This is a genomic window from Micromonospora sp. NPDC049230 (genome assembly GCF_040647875.1).
GTDB lineage: Bacteria > Actinomycetota > Actinomycetes > Mycobacteriales > Micromonosporaceae > Micromonospora.
Genome location: NZ_JBEZCZ010000017.1, coordinates 26,471 through 42,101, shown reverse-complemented (window position 1 = coordinate 42,101; position 15,631 = coordinate 26,471). Strand labels below are relative to the sequence as shown.

The window sequence follows — 15,631 nt, the reverse complement described above, 5'->3', positions numbered from 1 at the left end:
GGCCGGTGGCACCACGCCACCGGCCCCGCCGCGTACCCGCGCTCAGTCCGGGAGCGGTAGGCGCGTCCAGGATGCGCCGTCGCCGGTCAGCTGCACGTGGTCCGCACCGCCAGCCGCCAGGTCGTCCCGGCCGTAGAGCCAGGCGTATCCGGGCGCGGCACCGACGCGCCCGTCGCGTCTGTCATACTCGCGGACCGTCTTGAAGTGTCGCCCGGCATCCAGGCCGATCATGGCCGCGGACCTGTTGTTGGAGGTCTCCCTGTTTCCCGTCTCGACGAGCAGCAGGGAGCCGTCCGAGCCGACGACCAGGCACCGGTTCTCCAACGCGTTGGGCAGGTCGGTGCCCATGTCCGCCCAGGTTCGCCCCCCGTCCGTGGTACGCAGCAACTGCGACGTGCCCTCGACCTCCGTCGGCTGGGGCCCACCCGGTGGTGGCAGCGCGATCAACAGGTACGCCTCCTGTGCGCTGACCCCGGCTATCGCGATCACGTTCGCCCCCTCGGCCGACTGCCAGGTTGTCCAGGTGGCTCCCCGGTCCACGCTCCGAGCCACCACAAAGGCGCCGATGTAACCCGGCCAGTAGGTTGCCCAGATGGTTCCGTCCGCACTCGGATAGATGTTCGTGGGTGGACGGGGCGACGGCGGCTTGCCTCCGAGCCGGTAGACAGTTCCCGTCGGCGAAACCGCCACCGGTTCGCGGAGCGCCCCGCAGCCCTGGCTCCACTGACAGAAGACCGGCTGCGCCTTCGCCGGAAAGGCCGGCACCGTCACCATCGCCTGCTCGGCGTCCCGCCAGGTGCGGCCGTAGTCGGTGGAGAGCCGGAGCTGGTCACCATCCCGGACCAGGTAGGAGCGCTGGCTTAGCACCGAGAACTCCGGGTTGCTCAGCGGATTTCCGTCTGCGTGCTTCCCGCAGAAGCTGGTGCGGTACCGGGTCATCTCGTCATCGGTCCAGTTCCGCCCGCCGTCGTCGGTGTGCCGGAACCGCACAGTGAAGCAATCGTCGTCGGCGTCCCACACCCCCGCGACGACTGCCGACTCCGGCCCGGTCAGGAAGAGCTGGCCGCCGCGGTCCGGCGTGACCGGCGGCTGGTCCGGACCTGTCCATCCACCCCGGCCGGTGCTGTGGAACAGCGGCAGCATCGCCACGCCGGCCACGGCGACAACCAGAGCCAGCGCCACCCCGCTGGTACGCCGCCGACGTCGGGCCCGCGCTGCCGTCCGCATGTCGTCCAGGGGTGGCTGGCGGACCGCGTCGGCGACGGTGTCGACGTCGAATCCGGTGAACTCACGTGTGGACATCGATCCTCCCGATGGTCATGCTCTCGCTGATCGCTGAGTCGGTGAGCAGCGCTTTCAACGCCTGCCGGCCCCGGGACAACCGGGACTTCACAGTGCCCGGCGAAACGCCGAGCGTCGCCGCCACCTCGTCGATCGGCAGGTCGACCAGGTAGTGCAGGGCCAGCGCGTGTCGTTGCCCCGGAGGCAGTTCGCGCAACGCGGCGAGCAGCGCCAGGTGCTCGGGCGAGCGGTCGGCAACCGTCGGAGGCTGGTCGATCCGACGCAGCAGCCCGTCCAGCACCCGCCGCCGCCGGTGACGACTACGCGCGATGTTCACCGCGACCCGGCGCAGCCACGCCTCCGGGTTGTCGAGGCGGGCGAGCCGACCGGGTGCCGCCAGCGCCCGGGTGAACGCCTCCTGGACCGCCTCCTGCGCCTCGCACAGATCGCCGGTCACCGCGTAGAGCTGCACCACGAGTCGTCGGAAACAGCCCGCGTAGAGCTCGGCAATCAGATCAGCGTCGGACACCCTCACCACCCCTCGTCACCTTTCCCACTCCTGGGCGAAGGGAAAGGTTCCGAGCGACGGTCAGAAGATGTCGGCCAGCGGCAGGACGAGGGGGAACGGCTGCGCGGTGCGGTAGACCTCGCCGACCGGGAGGACGGCCTGCTCGCGGTAACCACCCGCGCCGTTCGCTAGCACAGTCAGAGTCTGCTTACGGGGCTCGACCAGCCAGTAGAGCGGAATGCCGACGGCCGCGTACTCGTGACGTTTGAGCACCAGGTCTCGGCCAGCGTTGCTCGGTGAGATCACCTCGACGACGAGGAGCACGTCGGCCGGGTCGAGCGCGGCACCGCCGCTGTCCAGTGCGCTCTCGGCGGCGACGAAGAGATCCGGCACGAAGTACGACGAGCGCTTGGCACTGACACCGATGTCCTGACCGACGAGCACGCCGGTCGGGGCCTGCCGGTCGAGGATCCGGCGGAGGCGGTTGGCGACCGCGCCGTGGAAGACGTCCGCATGGGGGGACACCAGCAGACTCCCGTCGAAGATCTCGTAGACCTGGTCGTCCGCGGGGAGGCTCTGAAGGTCGTCGACCGTCCAGGCGTCGCCCCAGCCGGGCCGGGCAGGGTTCGTCACCGTCACACCTCCTCTCTACCGGACCACCCTGACAGCTCACCCGGTCGTCCACAACGAGCCTCGGGAGTTCACCCACGCCAGCTGGCATGGTGGCGGAGTTATCCACAGGCGTGAACGGTTCTCCACAGGTTATTCACAATGCGACCCACTGATCTCCACGGCGGCTCCCTACAGTCGGGACCCATGAAGGAACGCCGGATACTGGTCGTCGAGGACGAACGGACCATCGCCGAGTCCATCGCCGCCCGACTGCGCGCCGAGGGTTTCACTGTGCAGGTCGCGGCGGACGGGCCCAGCGCCGTCGCGCAGTTCCGCACCGGCCAGCCGGATCTCGTCGTCCTCGACGTGATGTTGCCCGGCTTCGACGGCCTGGAGGTGTGCCGCCGGATCCAGGCCGACCGGCCGGTGCCGGTGCTGATGCTCACCGCCCGGGACGACGAGACCGACCTGCTGGTGGGGCTCGCGGTCGGCGCTGACGACTACCTCACCAAGCCCTTCTCGATGCGGGAGTTGGCCGCCCGGGTGCACGTCCTGCTCCGACGGGTGGAGCGGGCCGCCACCCCGGCGCCGCCCGCGATCCACCTCGGCGACATCGAGATCAACGAGGCCGAGCGGCGGGTCCGTCGGGCCGGCGCGGACGTGCACCTCACGCCGACGGAGTTCGACCTGCTGGTCCACCTCGCCGGGCGGCCCCGCACGGTGCTCCCCCGGGAACGGCTGCTCGCCGACGTGTGGGGATGGGTCGACGGGAGTGGCACCCGCACTGTGGACAGCCACATCAAGGCGCTGCGCCGCAAGCTCGGCGCCGACCTGATCCGGACCGTCCACGGCGTCGGGTACGCCCTGGAGGTGCCCGCGTGACCGGTCGGCTGTTGGGCTGGCTGGAGCGGGTGTTACCCCGTCCGCTGGACCCGGTCCGCTCGATCAAGATGAAGCTCGGCGTCCTGCTTGTCGCCTCCTGGGCCGTGGCCATCGGCTACTTCTGGTACGGCGTCGGGTGGCTCCCGCCAGGCACGGCGATCACCAGCATCGGCATCGCGCTTGTCACCTCGCAGGTGCTCGCCCACGGGATGACCTCGCCGCTGCGTGAGATGACGGCGGCGGCCGGCGCGATGGCCCGTGGCGACTACACCCGACGGGTACGCGCCACGTCCCGCGACGAGGTCGGCGAGTTGGCTCAGGCGTTCAACAAGATGGCCGAGGATCTGCACGCCGCCGACCAGCGTCGACGCGAGCTGATCGCCAACGTCTCGCACGAGTTGCGTACGCCGATCACCGCCTTGCAGGGCGTGCTGGAGAACATGGTGGACGGGGTGGCCGATCCGGAACCGGCCGCGCTGCGCTCGGCGCTGTCGCAGACCGAACGGCTCGGGCACCTCGTCGCCGACCTGCTCGACCTGTCCCGCCTCGACGCCGGGGTGGTGCCCCTGCGCCGGGTACGCATTGACGTGAACGACTTCCTCGACGAGGCGGTGGAGCATGCCACCGCCAGCGCGGTCGGCGCCGCACAGGATGTGCGCTTCCAGCTCCGGGAACTGCCGGCACCGTTGACCGTCTACGCCGACCCGTGGCGGCTGCACCAGGTCTTCGCGAACCTGCTCGACAACGCGGCACGGCACAGCCCGCCCGGCGGCACGGTGCGACTGAGCGTCGAGGAACACGCCGACCAGCTCCGCTTCGAGGTCAGCGACGAGGGCCAGGGCATTTCGCCGAGCGAGCGGTCCCGGGTCTTCGAACGGTTCACCCGAGGCGATCGTTCCGCCGGCGGCGGGACAGGGCTCGGCCTGGCAATCGCCCGCTGGGTCGTCGAACTGCACGGCGGTCGGATCGCCGTCCTCGACCCCGTCACACCACCGCACCGGGTCGATCGGCCCGGCTGCCGCATCCAGGTCACCATCCCGCGCGACGGGTCACACCGGAAAGAGGTCGCATGACCAGCCCTGGCTCCACCCCGCTTCCGGCCAGCGGACCGACCGCACCGCAGGTTCTTCCGCCGGTCAGACCGGGCCCGGCCGTCGGTCAGCCCCAACCGTGGCCGATCGCGCCGGCCCGTCCACGGCCGCCGTCGCTGATCGAGCGGCGCTGGCCGGGACCGTCCGGCTCCGCCCGTCCGCTGGTTTTGACGGCGGTGGCGATGGCGGCGGTCGTCGGCGCCGCGACGCTCACGATGGTTCGTCCCGGCCTCGGCTGGCTGGTGGCCACACTGGCTGTCACCGCCGCCCTGGTCACCGCCAGCAACGCCCGTTCCCGGTCGTCGTCCCCGCCAGCGGGCGTCACCGCGCCGGCCGTGCCCAGCGACGCACCGGGCAGGCCGCCGACCCCGACCGCCACCACCACACCGGGCGAGCCGGCGACGCCGACCGCCGTACCGGCCGGCACCGCCGCATCGAAGACCGCCACCACGGCGGCACCGCCAACTGCGCAGCCCGGCAGGCCAGCAGCGCCGGGTGCGCCAGCTAACGCCACCACGCCGCCGCCGATCACCAACGCCCCGACCACGCCGACCACCGCCACCACGCCAACTAGCAGCATGTCGACCGCACCGCCTACTGCGGAGGCGGCCGTCCGTCCCGGTGCCACGGGGGCACCGGGGCGGGCGGCACAGGTCGCCTGGGCCGCCGCGACGATCGCGTTGGTGGCCGTCGGCACGGTCCGCGCGGCCGGTTGGCTCTTCGCGCTCTGCCTGGTCGCGGCGGCGGTGACCGGAACGCTCGCGGTGACCGGCGGGCGAAGCCCGCTCGGGATGCTCGTCGCCGCGACGCTGCCGCCGGCCGCGACGGTACGGGCGCTCCCCTGGGCGGTACGCGGACTGCGCGACACCCGCCCGGCCGGGGCGGGGATCGGGGTCGGCCGCATCCTGACCAGCTTGGCGATCTCCGCCGGCCTGTTGCTGCTGTTCGGTCTGCTCTTCTCCTCCGCCGACGCGGTCTTCGCCGATCTGGTCACGGGTCTTCTGCCGGACATCTCGGCGGCCAGTGTGGTTGGCTGGCTGGTGCGTCTGGCGCTGATCGGTGCTGGTCTGCTCGGTGCCGCGTACCTGGTCAGTCGGCCACCCGACCTGGAGGGCCTGCGGCCGGGCCCGGCGCGACCGGCCCACCGGCTGGAGTGGACCCTGCCGCTGGTGCTGCTCGACACCCTGTTCGCCGCGTTCGTGCTGGTCCAGCTCACTGTTTTCTTCGGCGGCGCTGGGCATGTGCTGCGGACGGCCGGGCTCACCTACGCCCAGTACGCCCGGGGCGGCTTCTGGCAGTTGCTCGCCGTCACCGCGCTCACCCTGCTGGTGATCGCGATCGCCGCCCGCCGGGCACCGAAGGCCACCCGGGCCGATCGACTCCTGGTTCGCGTACTGCTCGGCACACTCGCCGCGCTGAGCCTGGTGGTCGTCGCCTCCGCGCTCTACCGGATGCAGGTCTACACCGACGCGTACGGCGCGACCCGGCTCCGGCTCTTCGTGACGACAGTCGAACTCTGGCTCGGGCTGCTCTTCGTCGTGGTCGGGGTGGCGGTGGTGCGGCTGCGGGCCGCCTGGCTGCCCCGGCTGGTGGTTGGCACGGCGGTGCTGGCGCTGCTCGGGTTGGCCCTGGTCAACCCGGACCGGCTGATCGCCGACCGCAACGTCGACAGATACCTGGAGACCGGCCGGTTGGACGTCAGCTACCTGTCCGGGCTGTCGGCGGACGCCGTACCGGCCCTGGCTCGGCTGCCCGAGCCGATGCGCGCCTGCGCGCTGGGGCAGATCGCCGCCGAACTGCCCCACGACGGTCTGTGGGGGGCGAACCTCGGCCGGGAGAGGGCACGACAGGACCTCGCCACGATCCCGACAGTCACCGGTGTGACGGACTGTCCCGGTACGCGACGCTGGTGAGGGCCACCGCTTGACAATCGCGCGCGGCGGGCAAGACTGCCGGGGTGGCCAAGCAACTCCCTGACGTGGGGTCGGGCGGTGCGGCACCGCCGCCCCGGCGGGCCCGGATCGTGCTGGCCGAGATCAGCCGGCAGGACACCCGCGCCGAGCGGACCCGCGCCGAGCTGGCCCAGCAGACCCAGGTCGGCGAGGCGCTGGTCCGCGGCCTGGTCCGGGCCCAACTCGCGCTGGCGTTGCGGCTCTCCCTGGTGGTGGTCATCGGGTTGGGTGGGCTGCCGTGGCTGTTCGCCATCGCACCCTCGCTCGGCCGGACCACAGTCGGCGGCGTCAACCTGCCGTGGTTGCTGCTCGGGGTGGCCTCGTTCCCGTTCCTGATCGGGGTGGGCTGGGCGTACGTGCGGTTGGCCGAGCGCAACGAGCAGGACTTCACCGATCTGGTGCAGCGGCCGGAGCACTGAGGTGGGCAACGACTTCGTGGTCCCGGCCATCGTCGCGGTCACCCTGGTCACCGTCGGGATCGGCTTCTACGGGCTGCGGTTGGCGCGGACCACGTCCGACTTCCTGGTGGCGTCCCGGGCGATCAGCCCGACGTGGAACGCCGCAGCCATCGGCGGCGAGTACCTGTCGGCGGCGAGCTTTCTCGGCATCGCCGGCCTGGTCCTCAAGTACGGCGTGGACGTGCTCTGGTACCCGGTCGGTTTCGCCGCCGGCTACCTGGCACTGCTGCTGTTCGTGGCCGCGCCGCTGCGCCGCTCCGGCGCGTTCACCCTGCCCGACTTCTGCGAGCTGCGGCTGGGGTCCCGCCGGCTGCGCATCCTGGCCACCGCGTTCGTGATCTTCATCGGTTGGCTGTACCTGGTGCCGCAACTCCAGGGCGCCGGGCTCACCCTGGCCACGGTTGCGGGTTCCCCGTACCCGGTCGGTGCCCTGCTGGTGGCCGCCGTGGTCACCGCCAACGTGGCGCTGGGCGGGATGCGGGCCATCACCTTCGTGCAGGCGTTCCAGTACTGGCTCAAGCTGACCGCGCTCGCCGTACCGGTGATCTTCCTGGCGTTGCAGTGGCAGGCCGACGGCCGCCCGACGGTGACGCCGCCCGACGGGCCGACGTTCCGGACCGCGACCACCGTCGTGGTCGAGCACCGCGCGACCCTCACCCTGCCCGCCGGTGACATTCGGGAGGTACGCCCCGGCGACGAGCTGACCTTCGCCGCCGGTGACCCGGTGCCGGACGTGTCCGGGGTGGCCACCGGCGCCAGCGACTGGCTGCTGCCCAGCGCCGCGGGCAACGACGACCGGGGGCTGTTCGCCACGTACTCGCTGATCCTTGCCACGTTCCTGGGCACCATGGGGCTGCCGCACGTGCTGGTCCGCTTCTACACCAACCCGGACGGCGCGGCGGCACGCCGGACCACACTTGTCGTGCTGGCCCTCGTCGGCGTCTTCTATCTGCTGCCCACCCTGTACGGGGTGCTCGGCCGGATCTACACGCCGCAACTACTGGTCAGCGGGCAGACCGACGCGGTGGTGGTGTTGCTGCCCGGTGCGGCACTCGGCGACGGGGCGGTCGGGCGGCTGCTCGCCGCGCTGGTCTCGGCGGGCGCGTTCGCGGCGTTCCTCTCCACCTCGTCCGGGCTGCTGACAAGCGTCGCCGGCGTGATCTCGACGGATGTGCTCGGCCAGGGCTCGGTACGCGGCTTCCGGCTGGCCACGGTGCTCGCCGGTGCGGTGCCGACGCTGCTGGCGCTGCACGTCTCCGGACTTGACGTGTCGCAGGTGGTCGGCCTGGCCTTCGCGGTCGCGGCGTCGAGTTTCTGCCCGCTGCTGGTGCTCGGCATCTGGTGGCGTGGGTTGACCGACGTGGGTGCCGCCGCCGGTGTGGTGGTCGGCGGCGGCGCGGCGATCGGGGCGGTGTTGGTCACCGTGCTCGGACCGCCGTTGTCCGGCTGGCCGGCCACGCTCACCACCCAGCCGGCCGCCTGGACGGTGCCGCTGGCCTTCACCGTGATGGTCGTGGTGTCGATGGCGACCCGGCGTCGGGCCCCGGCCGACGTCGCGGCCACCATGCTCCGCCTGCACACCCCCGAGACCGTCCGGCTATAGCTGGTCGACGTGCTCGTCGTCGGACCCGGCGAGGCGGCGCGTCGCGGGCTGGACACGTCGAAAGCCCCCGACCAGCGCCGGGAGCCTTCGCGGTCGGCCGGTCGGTCAGCCGGCGTTGCGCGCCATCGACACGAACCCACGCCACGCGGCGACGCTGAAGCTCAGCGTTCCCCCGTCACGGTCCTTCGTGTCCCGGACGAGGACGACACCCGGAAGGTTGTCGGCAACCTCGACGCACGATCCTCCATTGTTGCCGCTCTTCGTGCTCTTACGCCACCGCGCCCCGGTCATGTCCATGATGCTGCTGCCCTTCTGATCAGATCTAGGGACTGAAGACGGGACAAAGCCTCGCTCCTGATGCGCTCCCATCTGCGATTCAGCGTAGCAATGTCCGCAGCCCCATTAATGATCTGCGCTCGCACCTGACTGTCGACGTGTGCCACATGCTCGCCGTCGGGTAGCTCGGCCACGACAAACCCCCCGCCCAGGCCCGGGTACATCCCGACGTCCCGGGGCACGACAAGGACCTGAACCGCGGGCAACACAGCACACGCGGCGAGATGTTCGCACTGCTCACGCATCAGTTGCCGATCACCGTAGGCCGACTGATACAGCACCAGCTCATGAACGACCGCGACCAGCAGCGGTGGTCGTTCCCGGCGCAGGATCGATTGTCGGTCGATGCGTGACGCTACGACGTCGTCAACCTCGCCCGCTGTCAACGCCTCACCCGCGAGCGTGGCCCGCGCGTATGCCTCGGTCTGCAAGAGTCCGGGTACCCACGTGTGTTCGAACCAGCGAATCGCGACCGCCTCGCGCTCCCAGTCGACCCACTCGCGCAGCCATTGCGGCTCGCGTCGCTTCAGGACATCAGGCCATAGGTCCCCGACGTCCCTCCCAAGGATAAATGCAAGCTTCGCGCGCCGACGTGGCTGCGGCACGCGTCCCGGGCTTATCCACCGCGCTGCTGTCTTTGGATCTACACCCGTTTGAGCTGCCAAACTTTCGGCCGTTTCGCCCGCCTCGGCCATCGCAGCCTGAAGTGCACGGTTCATCCCGCCTCCATAACGAACGTCCCGGACGTCCCTTAAGAATAGACCAACGTCGTGTACTGGTCCCGTTACTGTTCGCAAGGGTGTCAGGTGAGCGGCACCGCTGGTGGAGGCGCAGCCCGGCGGCGGTGCTGGCCCGGGGTCGCCCCGTGGGCGAGCACTCAAGGGGCGGCCCCTCTAGCCCGCTGGAGGGAGAGACATGCCTGACGAGCGACCCGCACCGAACCCCGCACCACCGCCCGCGCCGGTCCCGTGGCCGCCGGGCACCATCGGCCCTGTCCCGCCGCGCCCCGGCCTGCGCACAAACCGCGTGCCGGACTGCCGGTGGGTGCCGCGATGACGGTGAAGATGAGAGCCGGCGACGTCGTCCACCTGACCACCGACGCGAGCGTGCAATTTCTGCGCCCGATCTCCGTTCGTATCATTCGCGAACTGCCGGAGCGGATCACGTACGACGGGTGGGTGTGGATAGAGGGGTATGAGTTGGACGCGGCGGGGGACGCCCGAGCACGCCGCGAGTTGTACGTGCGGCGCGAAGGCGTTCAACTGGTGCAGAGCGCCCCGCCCGCCACACCGACGAGGCCGACCACCCGTCGCCCGGTTGTCCGTACCCCGCTGCGCGCCGGATGAGCGCCCGACCGCACCACCCCGGGCATCCGCACTGGCGCTGCACGACCTGCGGCGCGCACTGGCCGTGCTCGCCCGCGCGACTGTCGCTGCTGAGGCGGTGGGAGCACGACTTCGACGGTTTGGCGATGCTGCTGTCACAACACGCCGTTGCGGCGCTGACGGACGCGTTCAAGCTGGGCTTGGATCCGCAGCCCGCGGCGTACGCCGAACGGTTCCTCGGGTGGGTACTCGACCGCGCTCGAAAAGACGTCGAGAAGAACGGCTACACCTCGGTCAGTCGGTCGCCCTCGGGTGGCTCGTACCGGCGTGCTTGATCCAGCAGGTGCGGGTGTCGTGATCCTTGGCCGCATCGTTGGTGGCGAATCGCAGGATGTAGCCGCCAGGGCGGGGTGGCGGCGCAGCCCGGTCGCCGCGCTTGGCGCTCACTCGCCGGTCGGGCGCGCCACCGGCCCGAAGTCGTCGGAGCTGGGCTCGGCCAAGACCCGGTGCAGGTCGGGGTCGGCGTGTATCTCGGCGGTGTGCCGCCACTCGGTGAGCAGCTGCGACACCGCTGCGGTATTGCCCACCGCAGCCGCCGCCTCCACCGTCACGACGAACTCGCTGGCCATTTGCTCGACGTCGTCCGGCGGCAGGAACCGCACCCAGGGCAGCACGGTCGGCAGCGCCTCTCGGACCAGGGTCGGATCCCGGTGTACGACACTGGCCAGCAGCCGGGCCGTCAGGTCCACCACCTCGCCCTCGGCCGCCGCCCGATCGGCAGACATCAGCACCAGATCAGGCGCGTCACGGCGACGCAGCCGCACCGCGCGAGCACGAGAGAGCCGGTCGGCCGTCTCGACGGGTTGGCGTAGCAACTCCGAGAACGGCACGGACTCCGATGGCATGGACATGACATCAACACTACTTCAGTAGTCGACGATTCGCGGCGGATACGCCTACCGGATGTTCCCCCGTCCGCCTGGTGCCGGAGGGCGGAAGTGGCAATCGACGGATAACGTCGGCACATGACTGTTGAGCACCCCGCGCTCGCGCTGCGTGGCCTGGCCAAACGCTTCGACGGCACGATCGCGGTGGCCGGCGTCGACCTGGACGTCCCCGCCGGCTCGTTCTACGGCCTGCTCGGCCCGAACGGCGCCGGCAAGACCACCACCCTGTCGATGGCGGTCGGGCTGTTGCGGCCGGACGCCGGCTCGGCGTGGGTGCTCGGGCACGACGTCTGGCAGGATCCGGTGACCGCCAAGCGGCTGCTCGGCGTGATGCCCGACGGTGTCCGCCTGTTCGACAGGCTGACCGGGGCCGAGCTGCTGGCGTACAACGGGTTGTTGCGGGGGATGGACCCGGCGGTGGTCGACCAGCGGGCCGCGGAGTTGCTCGACGTGTTGGCGCTCGGCGATGCCGGCCGGACGCTTGTGGTGGACTACTCGGCGGGCATGAAGAAGAAGATCGGCCTGGCCTGCGCGCTGCTGCATGGCCCTCGGGTGTTGGTGCTGGACGAGCCGTTCGAGGCGGTCGACCCGGTCTCCGCCGCGCTGATCCGGGACATCCTCACCCGGTACGCGAGCGGTGGCGGCACGGTGATCTTCTCCAGTCACGTGATGGAGGTCGTCGAGCGGCTCTGCTCGCACGTGGCCATCCTGGCCGGCGGCACCATCAAGCGGGTCGGCACGATCGGTGACGTGCGCGGCGACCGCTCGTTGGAGGAGGTCTTCGTCGAGGTGGTGGGCGGGCGTACCGCGACCGGCGAGGAGCTTTCGTGGCTCTCCCGGTGATCGCGGACACCGCACCCGCCGTGCCGGTGCGAGCGGTCTCCGCCCGACACTTCGCGCGGCTCAAGCTGCGGGTGATGGGCAACAGCTTCCGGGGCCAGGGTTGGCGGATCGCCCTGTTCATCGGTGGTGCGGTGGTCGGGCTCTGGTTCGCCGTCGGCGGCTTCTTCCTCTTCGCCGCGCCCGGCCTGGCCGGCGACGGCACGTACGCGGTGCTCGTCGCGGCGGCGGGCGGCGGGCTGCTGGTGCTCGGTTGGCTTCTCCTACCGCTTGTCTTCTTCGGTGTGGACGAAACCCTGGACCCGGCCCGGTTCGCGCTGCTGCCACTGCCCCGCCGGACGTTGGTGACCGGCCTGTTCGTCGCGGCCCTGCTCAGTGTGCCGGTGCTGGCGGTGCTCATCGCGTCGTTCGGGCTGGTGCTCACCGCACTGTCCCTGGGCGGGTGGTCGGCGGGGTTGGTCGCCGTCGTCGGCGTGCTCGCCGGGCTGTTGCTCTGCGTGGCCGCCAGCCGGGCGGTGACCAGCGCGTTCGCCACCATGTTGCGGTCCCGTCGGGTCCGCGACCTGGCGGCCGTGCTGCTGGCGGTGACCGCCGCCATGCTCGGCCCGTTGCAGGTCGTCGGCCTCGCCGCCCTGCGGGAGGCAAACTGGGACCGACTGTCCGGCGTGGCGACAGTGATCGGCTGGACGCCGTTCGGCGCACCGTGGACGATGGGCATCGACGTGGCCCAGGGCCGGGTCTGGGCCGCACCGGTCAAGTTGCTGATCACTGTGGTGGCGATCGGTGCCCTGCTGCTCTGGTGGTCCCGGTCGCTGGAGTCGGCGATGGTGGGTGCGGCGAGCGCCGGCAGGGCACCGGTGCGACGCGCCACCACCGGCGGCGCGGTCGAGCAACTGTTCCCCAGGTTCGCCCGCTGGGCGCGGCGGGACCGGTTCGGTGCGCTGGTCGCCAGGGAGGCCCGCTACTGGTGGCGGGACGCCCGCCGCCGGGCCAACCTGATCACGATCGCGGTGGTCGGCATCTTCGTACCCGTGTTGATCAACGTGACGGGCGGGGACTTCGCGTTCGAGGGCGAGGCGGGGTTGACCGCTGCTGTCGCCGACAGCTCACCGGTCGTGGTCACCATCTCCATGCTCCTCGTGGGCGTGCTCGCCGCGGTCACCCTGGCCAACCAGTTCGGCTTCGACGGCAGCGCGTACGCGGCGAACGTGGTGGCCGGCGTGCCCGGCCGGGTGGAGCTGCGCGCCCGCATGGTGGCCTTTTCGCTGTACGTGCTGCCGCTGCTGGGGTTCGTCGCGGTGGTGCTGTCGATAGTGCTCGGTCGACCGGGGTGGATCGGGCTCACCATCGGCGGCCTGGTCGCCTCCTACGGTGCCGGGCTGGCGGTGAACAGCCTGATCTCGGTGCTCGGGGCGTACTCGCTGCCGGAGACGAGCAACCCGTTCGCGATGAACAGCGGTGCCGGTGTGGCGAAGGGGCTGCTCACCCTGGTGGCCATGCTCGCCTCGGTGGTCACGGCGGTGCCGATCGTGGTGGCCGCGGCACTGCTCGGCGACGCCTGGCTCTGGCTGGCCCTGCCGGTAAGCGCGGCGTACGGGTTGGGTACGGCTCTGCTGGGCGCGTACCTGGCCGGCGACGTGCTGGACCGGCGTCAGCCGGAGCTGCTGGCCACCGTCACGCCACGCCGTTAGCCGACGCGCCTTCGACCACAGCGGGCGGATGCGGTGCACCCGACGCCCTGAGCCGCCGTCAGTCCACCGGGATCCGGTAGACCAACTCGTACCGACCGCGCGGGAGCACGATGTCCGCCGTCTCGACCGGCACGCCAGCGGCGTAGTACGTCCGACTGATCTCGTACACGTCCGCTGGCCGGCCGGGCAGCCCCAGCGCTTCCGCCTCGGCGTCCGACGCGGGCCGGGAGTTGATCCGCTCTTCGAACTCGTCGACGTGCACACCGATCGGGTCCATCCGGGCGACCACGCCGACTGCGGCTCCCGCCTCCGGCCACTCCACGGGTGTGCCACCGGTGACGCCCAGCGGCTCGTACGACGTCGACAGCTGGATCGGATCACCTTCGCTGAGGAACCGGTATGCCGTACGCATCACCGGCGCTCCCGGTTCCACGCCGAGCCGCACCGCGATCAGGTCGTCGGCCTGGGCGTGGCGGCTGTCGTGCTCCCAGGTGGCCTGCTGACCCGCGCGGGCCGCGTCCCGAGCGAACGGTGACGTAGGGCCCGGGCCGCCGCCCCGCATCTCGCGACCGTGAGCGTGTCGAACCAGTCGCCGGGCGGTCCGGACGTAGACGCCCGACCCGGCTCGCCCCTCGACCAGTCCCTCACCCTTGAGCACGGCAATCGCCCACTTCGCGACGGTGCGGCTCACGCCGAAGCGGTTCATGAGCGTGGTCTCGCTGGGCAGTTTGGCGCCGGCCACCAGCGTGCCGGACTGGATCTCCGCGCGCAGCTCCGCAGCGATCGTCAAATAGGCGGGCGTCTTGGCCATGGGGCACAACCTCCGGTCAGCCCACCCAGTCGATCACAGACAACCTGGTTGCGGGGAGTCCGGACGCCGCGCAGTCGGCCAGCAGCTGGTCCCGCCGCGGCCCGGCCGGTGGAGGCGACGTCCCGGCGTCCGGTCCTGCGTTCGGGCCGCCTCGGTCATCCACCCGATCGGGGCGGCCCCGTCGACGGGAGGAGATCACCCATGTTCGGATTCGCCCGCAGCGGGATCGGGGGACGGCTTCCGCCCGGGACGGAGGCATCGCCACGAGCGGTATGCCTCTGTGTCATAAATATGCCCCTGAGTCATCACCGGTTGTTCGGGCATCGCCCTCCGGCCGACGGCCCGCGCCGCAGCCGGTCGGCTCCACCGCCACGCCGGGGCGGAGCGCTGAGGTGAGCCGGCGGCACCTGCCGATGCGCCCGCTCTGGCGGTGTCGCGGCTGCGGCGCGCTCTGGCCGTGCCAGCCGGCGCGGCTGACGCTGCTCGCCGAGTACCGGCACGATCGCGTGGCGCCGCTGATCTACCTGGGTGCCTTGATGACAGAGGCGGGTGATCAGCTCGCCCGGCTCGGCGGGCGACCCATTGACCTGCACGAGCGCTTCCTGGGTTGGGCGCGGGGTCGGGACGGCACAATGTTTCACGTGAATCATGAGCCGGGTGCCGAGATCCATCACACCGATCCGTTCGCGGTGCCGAGGGGGCAGCGGTCGCCGGTACGCCGGCTACGCGGTCGGCTCGCCACGCCTGTGACACTCTGGACGACGCCGGGCCCGGCCGGGCTGACGGTGTCGTCCACGCTTGTCGCCGAGGGGGAGCCGGACCGGCTGCTCGGGCTCATCGACCCGGAGTCCAACCTCTGGGCGGCGGTGGAGGAGGCGGGCCGGTTCGCGGTCACGCTGCTGGGCCCGCCGCACCGGCAACTCGCGGACCGGTTCGCCGGCCTCTTTCCCGCCCCGGGCGGGCTCTTCGCCACCGGCGAGTGGATCGACACCCCGCACGGGCCGGTGCCGGGGGACGCCGGCGGTTGGGTCGGATGCCGGCTGGACAGCGCCCGCGAGTGCGGCTGGGGCCTGCTGGTCGAGGCCACCATCGAGACGGTCGAGCTGACCGAGGAGGCGTCTCCGTTGCTGCACTTCCGCGGTCGGTACCACGAGTTGCCGGCCTGACCGGGCGGCTCGAGCGGACCGACCGGTCACCGGGGTGACCTGAGTCACTTGGCGCAGGCAACCAACCGCTCGGCGCACTCGTCTACCGCCGTCGATCTCAGCCTTCCCTGTCGGGGAGTGCGCTCTCT

At 71.3% G+C, this 15,631-nt stretch carries 18 protein-coding genes; 10 read left to right on the top strand and 8 right to left on the bottom strand.

Going from position 1 to position 15,631, the window contains the following annotated elements; all coding sequences use genetic code 11:
* Positions 1 to 42 precede the first annotated feature (42 nt).
* The 3 genes from AB0A95_RS16605 to AB0A95_RS16595 are packed head-to-tail and all read right to left on the bottom strand — an operon-like array spanning position 43 to position 2,422.
* Positions 43 to 1,302 (bottom strand): hypothetical protein, encoded by a 1,260-nt coding sequence (locus tag AB0A95_RS16605; protein ID WP_357556592.1) that lies wholly within the window; start codon positions 1,300 to 1,302, stop codon positions 43 to 45.
* Complete coding sequence (locus AB0A95_RS16600; protein ID WP_357556591.1) at positions 1,289 to 1,810, bottom strand: sigma-70 family RNA polymerase sigma factor; 522 nt, start codon at positions 1,808 to 1,810, stop codon at positions 1,289 to 1,291. Before AB0A95_RS16600 ends, AB0A95_RS16605 begins: the two co-directional genes overlap by 14 nt.
* 60 nt (positions 1,811 to 1,870) lie before the next feature.
* Positions 1,871 to 2,422: a Uma2 family endonuclease gene (locus tag AB0A95_RS16595; protein WP_357556590.1), complete on the bottom strand. Its 552-nt coding sequence runs from the start codon at positions 2,420 to 2,422 to the stop codon at positions 1,871 to 1,873.
* Positions 2,423 to 2,605: 183 nt separating this feature from the next.
* On the opposite strand from AB0A95_RS16595, the gene AB0A95_RS16590 reads away from it, so the two are divergent.
* A complete protein-coding gene (locus AB0A95_RS16590; protein ID WP_357065882.1) occupies positions 2,606 to 3,283 on the top strand; it encodes a response regulator transcription factor in 678 nt (225 codons plus the stop codon).
* 68 nt (positions 3,284 to 3,351) lie between these two features.
* Positions 3,352 to 4,356, top strand: coding sequence for an ATP-binding protein (locus AB0A95_RS16585; RefSeq protein ID WP_357556671.1), 1,005 nt, complete (start codon positions 3,352 to 3,354; stop codon positions 4,354 to 4,356).
* Between the two features lie 85 nt (positions 4,357 to 4,441).
* On the opposite strand, the gene AB0A95_RS16580 is transcribed toward AB0A95_RS16585, so the two are convergent.
* Positions 4,442 to 4,954, bottom strand: a complete 513-nt coding sequence (locus AB0A95_RS16580; RefSeq protein ID WP_357556589.1) for a hypothetical protein — start codon at positions 4,952 to 4,954, stop codon at positions 4,442 to 4,444.
* Between AB0A95_RS16580 and AB0A95_RS16575 the strand changes: the two genes are divergently transcribed.
* Genes AB0A95_RS16575 through AB0A95_RS16565 form a run of 3 tightly spaced genes read left to right on the top strand, consistent with a single transcriptional unit; the run spans position 4,953 to position 8,387 of the window.
* The gene (locus AB0A95_RS16575) at positions 4,953 to 6,287 is read left to right on the top strand and encodes a DUF4173 domain-containing protein (protein ID WP_357556588.1); all 1,335 of its coding nucleotides are present in this window, start codon (positions 4,953 to 4,955) and stop codon (positions 6,285 to 6,287) included. The two genes, AB0A95_RS16580 and AB0A95_RS16575, sit on opposite strands and share 2 nt — an antisense overlap.
* A gap of 44 nt (positions 6,288 to 6,331) precedes the next feature.
* Positions 6,332 to 6,745, top strand: a complete 414-nt coding sequence (locus AB0A95_RS16570; protein WP_357556587.1) for a hypothetical protein — start codon at positions 6,332 to 6,334, stop codon at positions 6,743 to 6,745.
* 1 nt (position 6,746) lies between these two features.
* A complete protein-coding gene (locus tag AB0A95_RS16565) occupies positions 6,747 to 8,387 on the top strand; it encodes a cation acetate symporter (RefSeq protein ID WP_357556586.1) in 1,641 nt (546 codons plus the stop codon).
* A 105-nt stretch (positions 8,388 to 8,492) separates the two neighbouring features.
* On the opposite strand, the gene AB0A95_RS16560 is transcribed toward AB0A95_RS16565, so the two are convergent.
* Positions 8,493 to 8,678 carry a DUF397 domain-containing protein gene (locus AB0A95_RS16560; protein WP_357556585.1) on the bottom strand — a complete coding sequence of 62 codons (186 nt, stop codon included), beginning with the start codon at positions 8,676 to 8,678 and terminating at the stop codon, positions 8,493 to 8,495.
* Positions 8,675 to 9,442: a DUF5753 domain-containing protein gene (locus tag AB0A95_RS16555; RefSeq protein WP_357556584.1), complete on the bottom strand. Its 768-nt coding sequence runs from the start codon at positions 9,440 to 9,442 to the stop codon at positions 8,675 to 8,677. The genes AB0A95_RS16560 and AB0A95_RS16555 overlap by 4 nt, the downstream gene beginning before the upstream one ends.
* Positions 9,443 to 9,781: 339 nt before the next feature.
* Between AB0A95_RS16555 and AB0A95_RS16550 the strand changes: the two genes are divergently transcribed.
* Positions 9,782 to 10,069, top strand: a complete 288-nt coding sequence (locus AB0A95_RS16550) for a hypothetical protein (RefSeq protein ID WP_357556670.1) — start codon at positions 9,782 to 9,784, stop codon at positions 10,067 to 10,069.
* Positions 10,070 to 10,194: 125 nt separating this feature from the next.
* Positions 10,195 to 10,383, top strand: a complete 189-nt coding sequence (locus tag AB0A95_RS16545) for a hypothetical protein (protein ID WP_357556583.1) — start codon at positions 10,195 to 10,197, stop codon at positions 10,381 to 10,383.
* A gap of 108 nt (positions 10,384 to 10,491) precedes the next feature.
* On the opposite strand, the gene AB0A95_RS16540 is transcribed toward AB0A95_RS16545, so the two are convergent.
* Positions 10,492 to 10,959, bottom strand: coding sequence for a hypothetical protein (locus AB0A95_RS16540; RefSeq protein ID WP_357556582.1), 468 nt, complete (start codon positions 10,957 to 10,959; stop codon positions 10,492 to 10,494).
* Between the two features lie 114 nt (positions 10,960 to 11,073).
* Between AB0A95_RS16540 and AB0A95_RS16535 the strand changes: the two genes are divergently transcribed.
* Positions 11,074 to 11,838 carry an ABC transporter ATP-binding protein gene (locus tag AB0A95_RS16535; RefSeq protein WP_357556581.1) on the top strand — a complete coding sequence of 255 codons (765 nt, stop codon included), beginning with the start codon at positions 11,074 to 11,076 and terminating at the stop codon, positions 11,836 to 11,838.
* Complete coding sequence (locus AB0A95_RS16530) at positions 11,823 to 13,526, top strand: ABC transporter permease (RefSeq protein WP_357556580.1); 1,704 nt, start codon at positions 11,823 to 11,825, stop codon at positions 13,524 to 13,526. Before AB0A95_RS16535 ends, AB0A95_RS16530 begins: the two co-directional genes overlap by 16 nt.
* A 58-nt stretch (positions 13,527 to 13,584) precedes the next feature.
* Here AB0A95_RS16530 and AB0A95_RS16525 read toward each other — a convergent pair whose 3' ends face one another.
* Complete coding sequence (locus tag AB0A95_RS16525) at positions 13,585 to 14,337, bottom strand: GntR family transcriptional regulator (RefSeq protein ID WP_357556579.1); 753 nt, start codon at positions 14,335 to 14,337, stop codon at positions 13,585 to 13,587.
* 413 nt (positions 14,338 to 14,750) lie between these two features.
* On the opposite strand from AB0A95_RS16525, the gene AB0A95_RS16520 reads away from it, so the two are divergent.
* Entirely contained in the window at positions 14,751 to 15,503 is a 753-nt protein-coding gene (locus AB0A95_RS16520; protein WP_357556669.1) for a flavin reductase family protein, read from the top strand.
* Positions 15,504 to 15,631 lie beyond the last annotated feature (128 nt).

Coding starts and splice junctions, on each gene's coding strand:
- AB0A95_RS16545 (WP_357556583.1), top strand. CDS start 10,195: ATGCTGCTGTCACAACACGCCGTTGCGGCGCTGACGGACGCGTTCAAG.
- AB0A95_RS16605 (WP_357556592.1), bottom strand. CDS start 1,302: ATGTCCACACGTGAGTTCACCGGATTCGACGTCGACACCGTCGCCGAC.
- AB0A95_RS16555 (WP_357556584.1), bottom strand. CDS start 9,442: ATGAACCGTGCACTTCAGGCTGCGATGGCCGAGGCGGGCGAAACGGCC.
- AB0A95_RS16520 (WP_357556669.1), top strand. CDS start 14,751: ATGCGCCCGCTCTGGCGGTGTCGCGGCTGCGGCGCGCTCTGGCCGTGC.
- AB0A95_RS16560 (WP_357556585.1), bottom strand. CDS start 8,678: ATGACCGGGGCGCGGTGGCGTAAGAGCACGAAGAGCGGCAACAATGGA.
- AB0A95_RS16540 (WP_357556582.1), bottom strand. CDS start 10,959: ATGTCCATGCCATCGGAGTCCGTGCCGTTCTCGGAGTTGCTACGCCAA.
- AB0A95_RS16575 (WP_357556588.1), top strand. CDS start 4,953: ATGTCGACCGCACCGCCTACTGCGGAGGCGGCCGTCCGTCCCGGTGCC.
- AB0A95_RS16585 (WP_357556671.1), top strand. CDS start 3,352: ATGAAGCTCGGCGTCCTGCTTGTCGCCTCCTGGGCCGTGGCCATCGGC.
- AB0A95_RS16535 (WP_357556581.1), top strand. CDS start 11,074: ATGACTGTTGAGCACCCCGCGCTCGCGCTGCGTGGCCTGGCCAAACGC.
- AB0A95_RS16580 (WP_357556589.1), bottom strand. CDS start 4,954: ATGCTGCTAGTTGGCGTGGTGGCGGTGGTCGGCGTGGTCGGGGCGTTG.
- AB0A95_RS16590 (WP_357065882.1), top strand. CDS start 2,606: ATGAAGGAACGCCGGATACTGGTCGTCGAGGACGAACGGACCATCGCC.
- AB0A95_RS16525 (WP_357556579.1), bottom strand. CDS start 14,337: ATGGCCAAGACGCCCGCCTATTTGACGATCGCTGCGGAGCTGCGCGCG.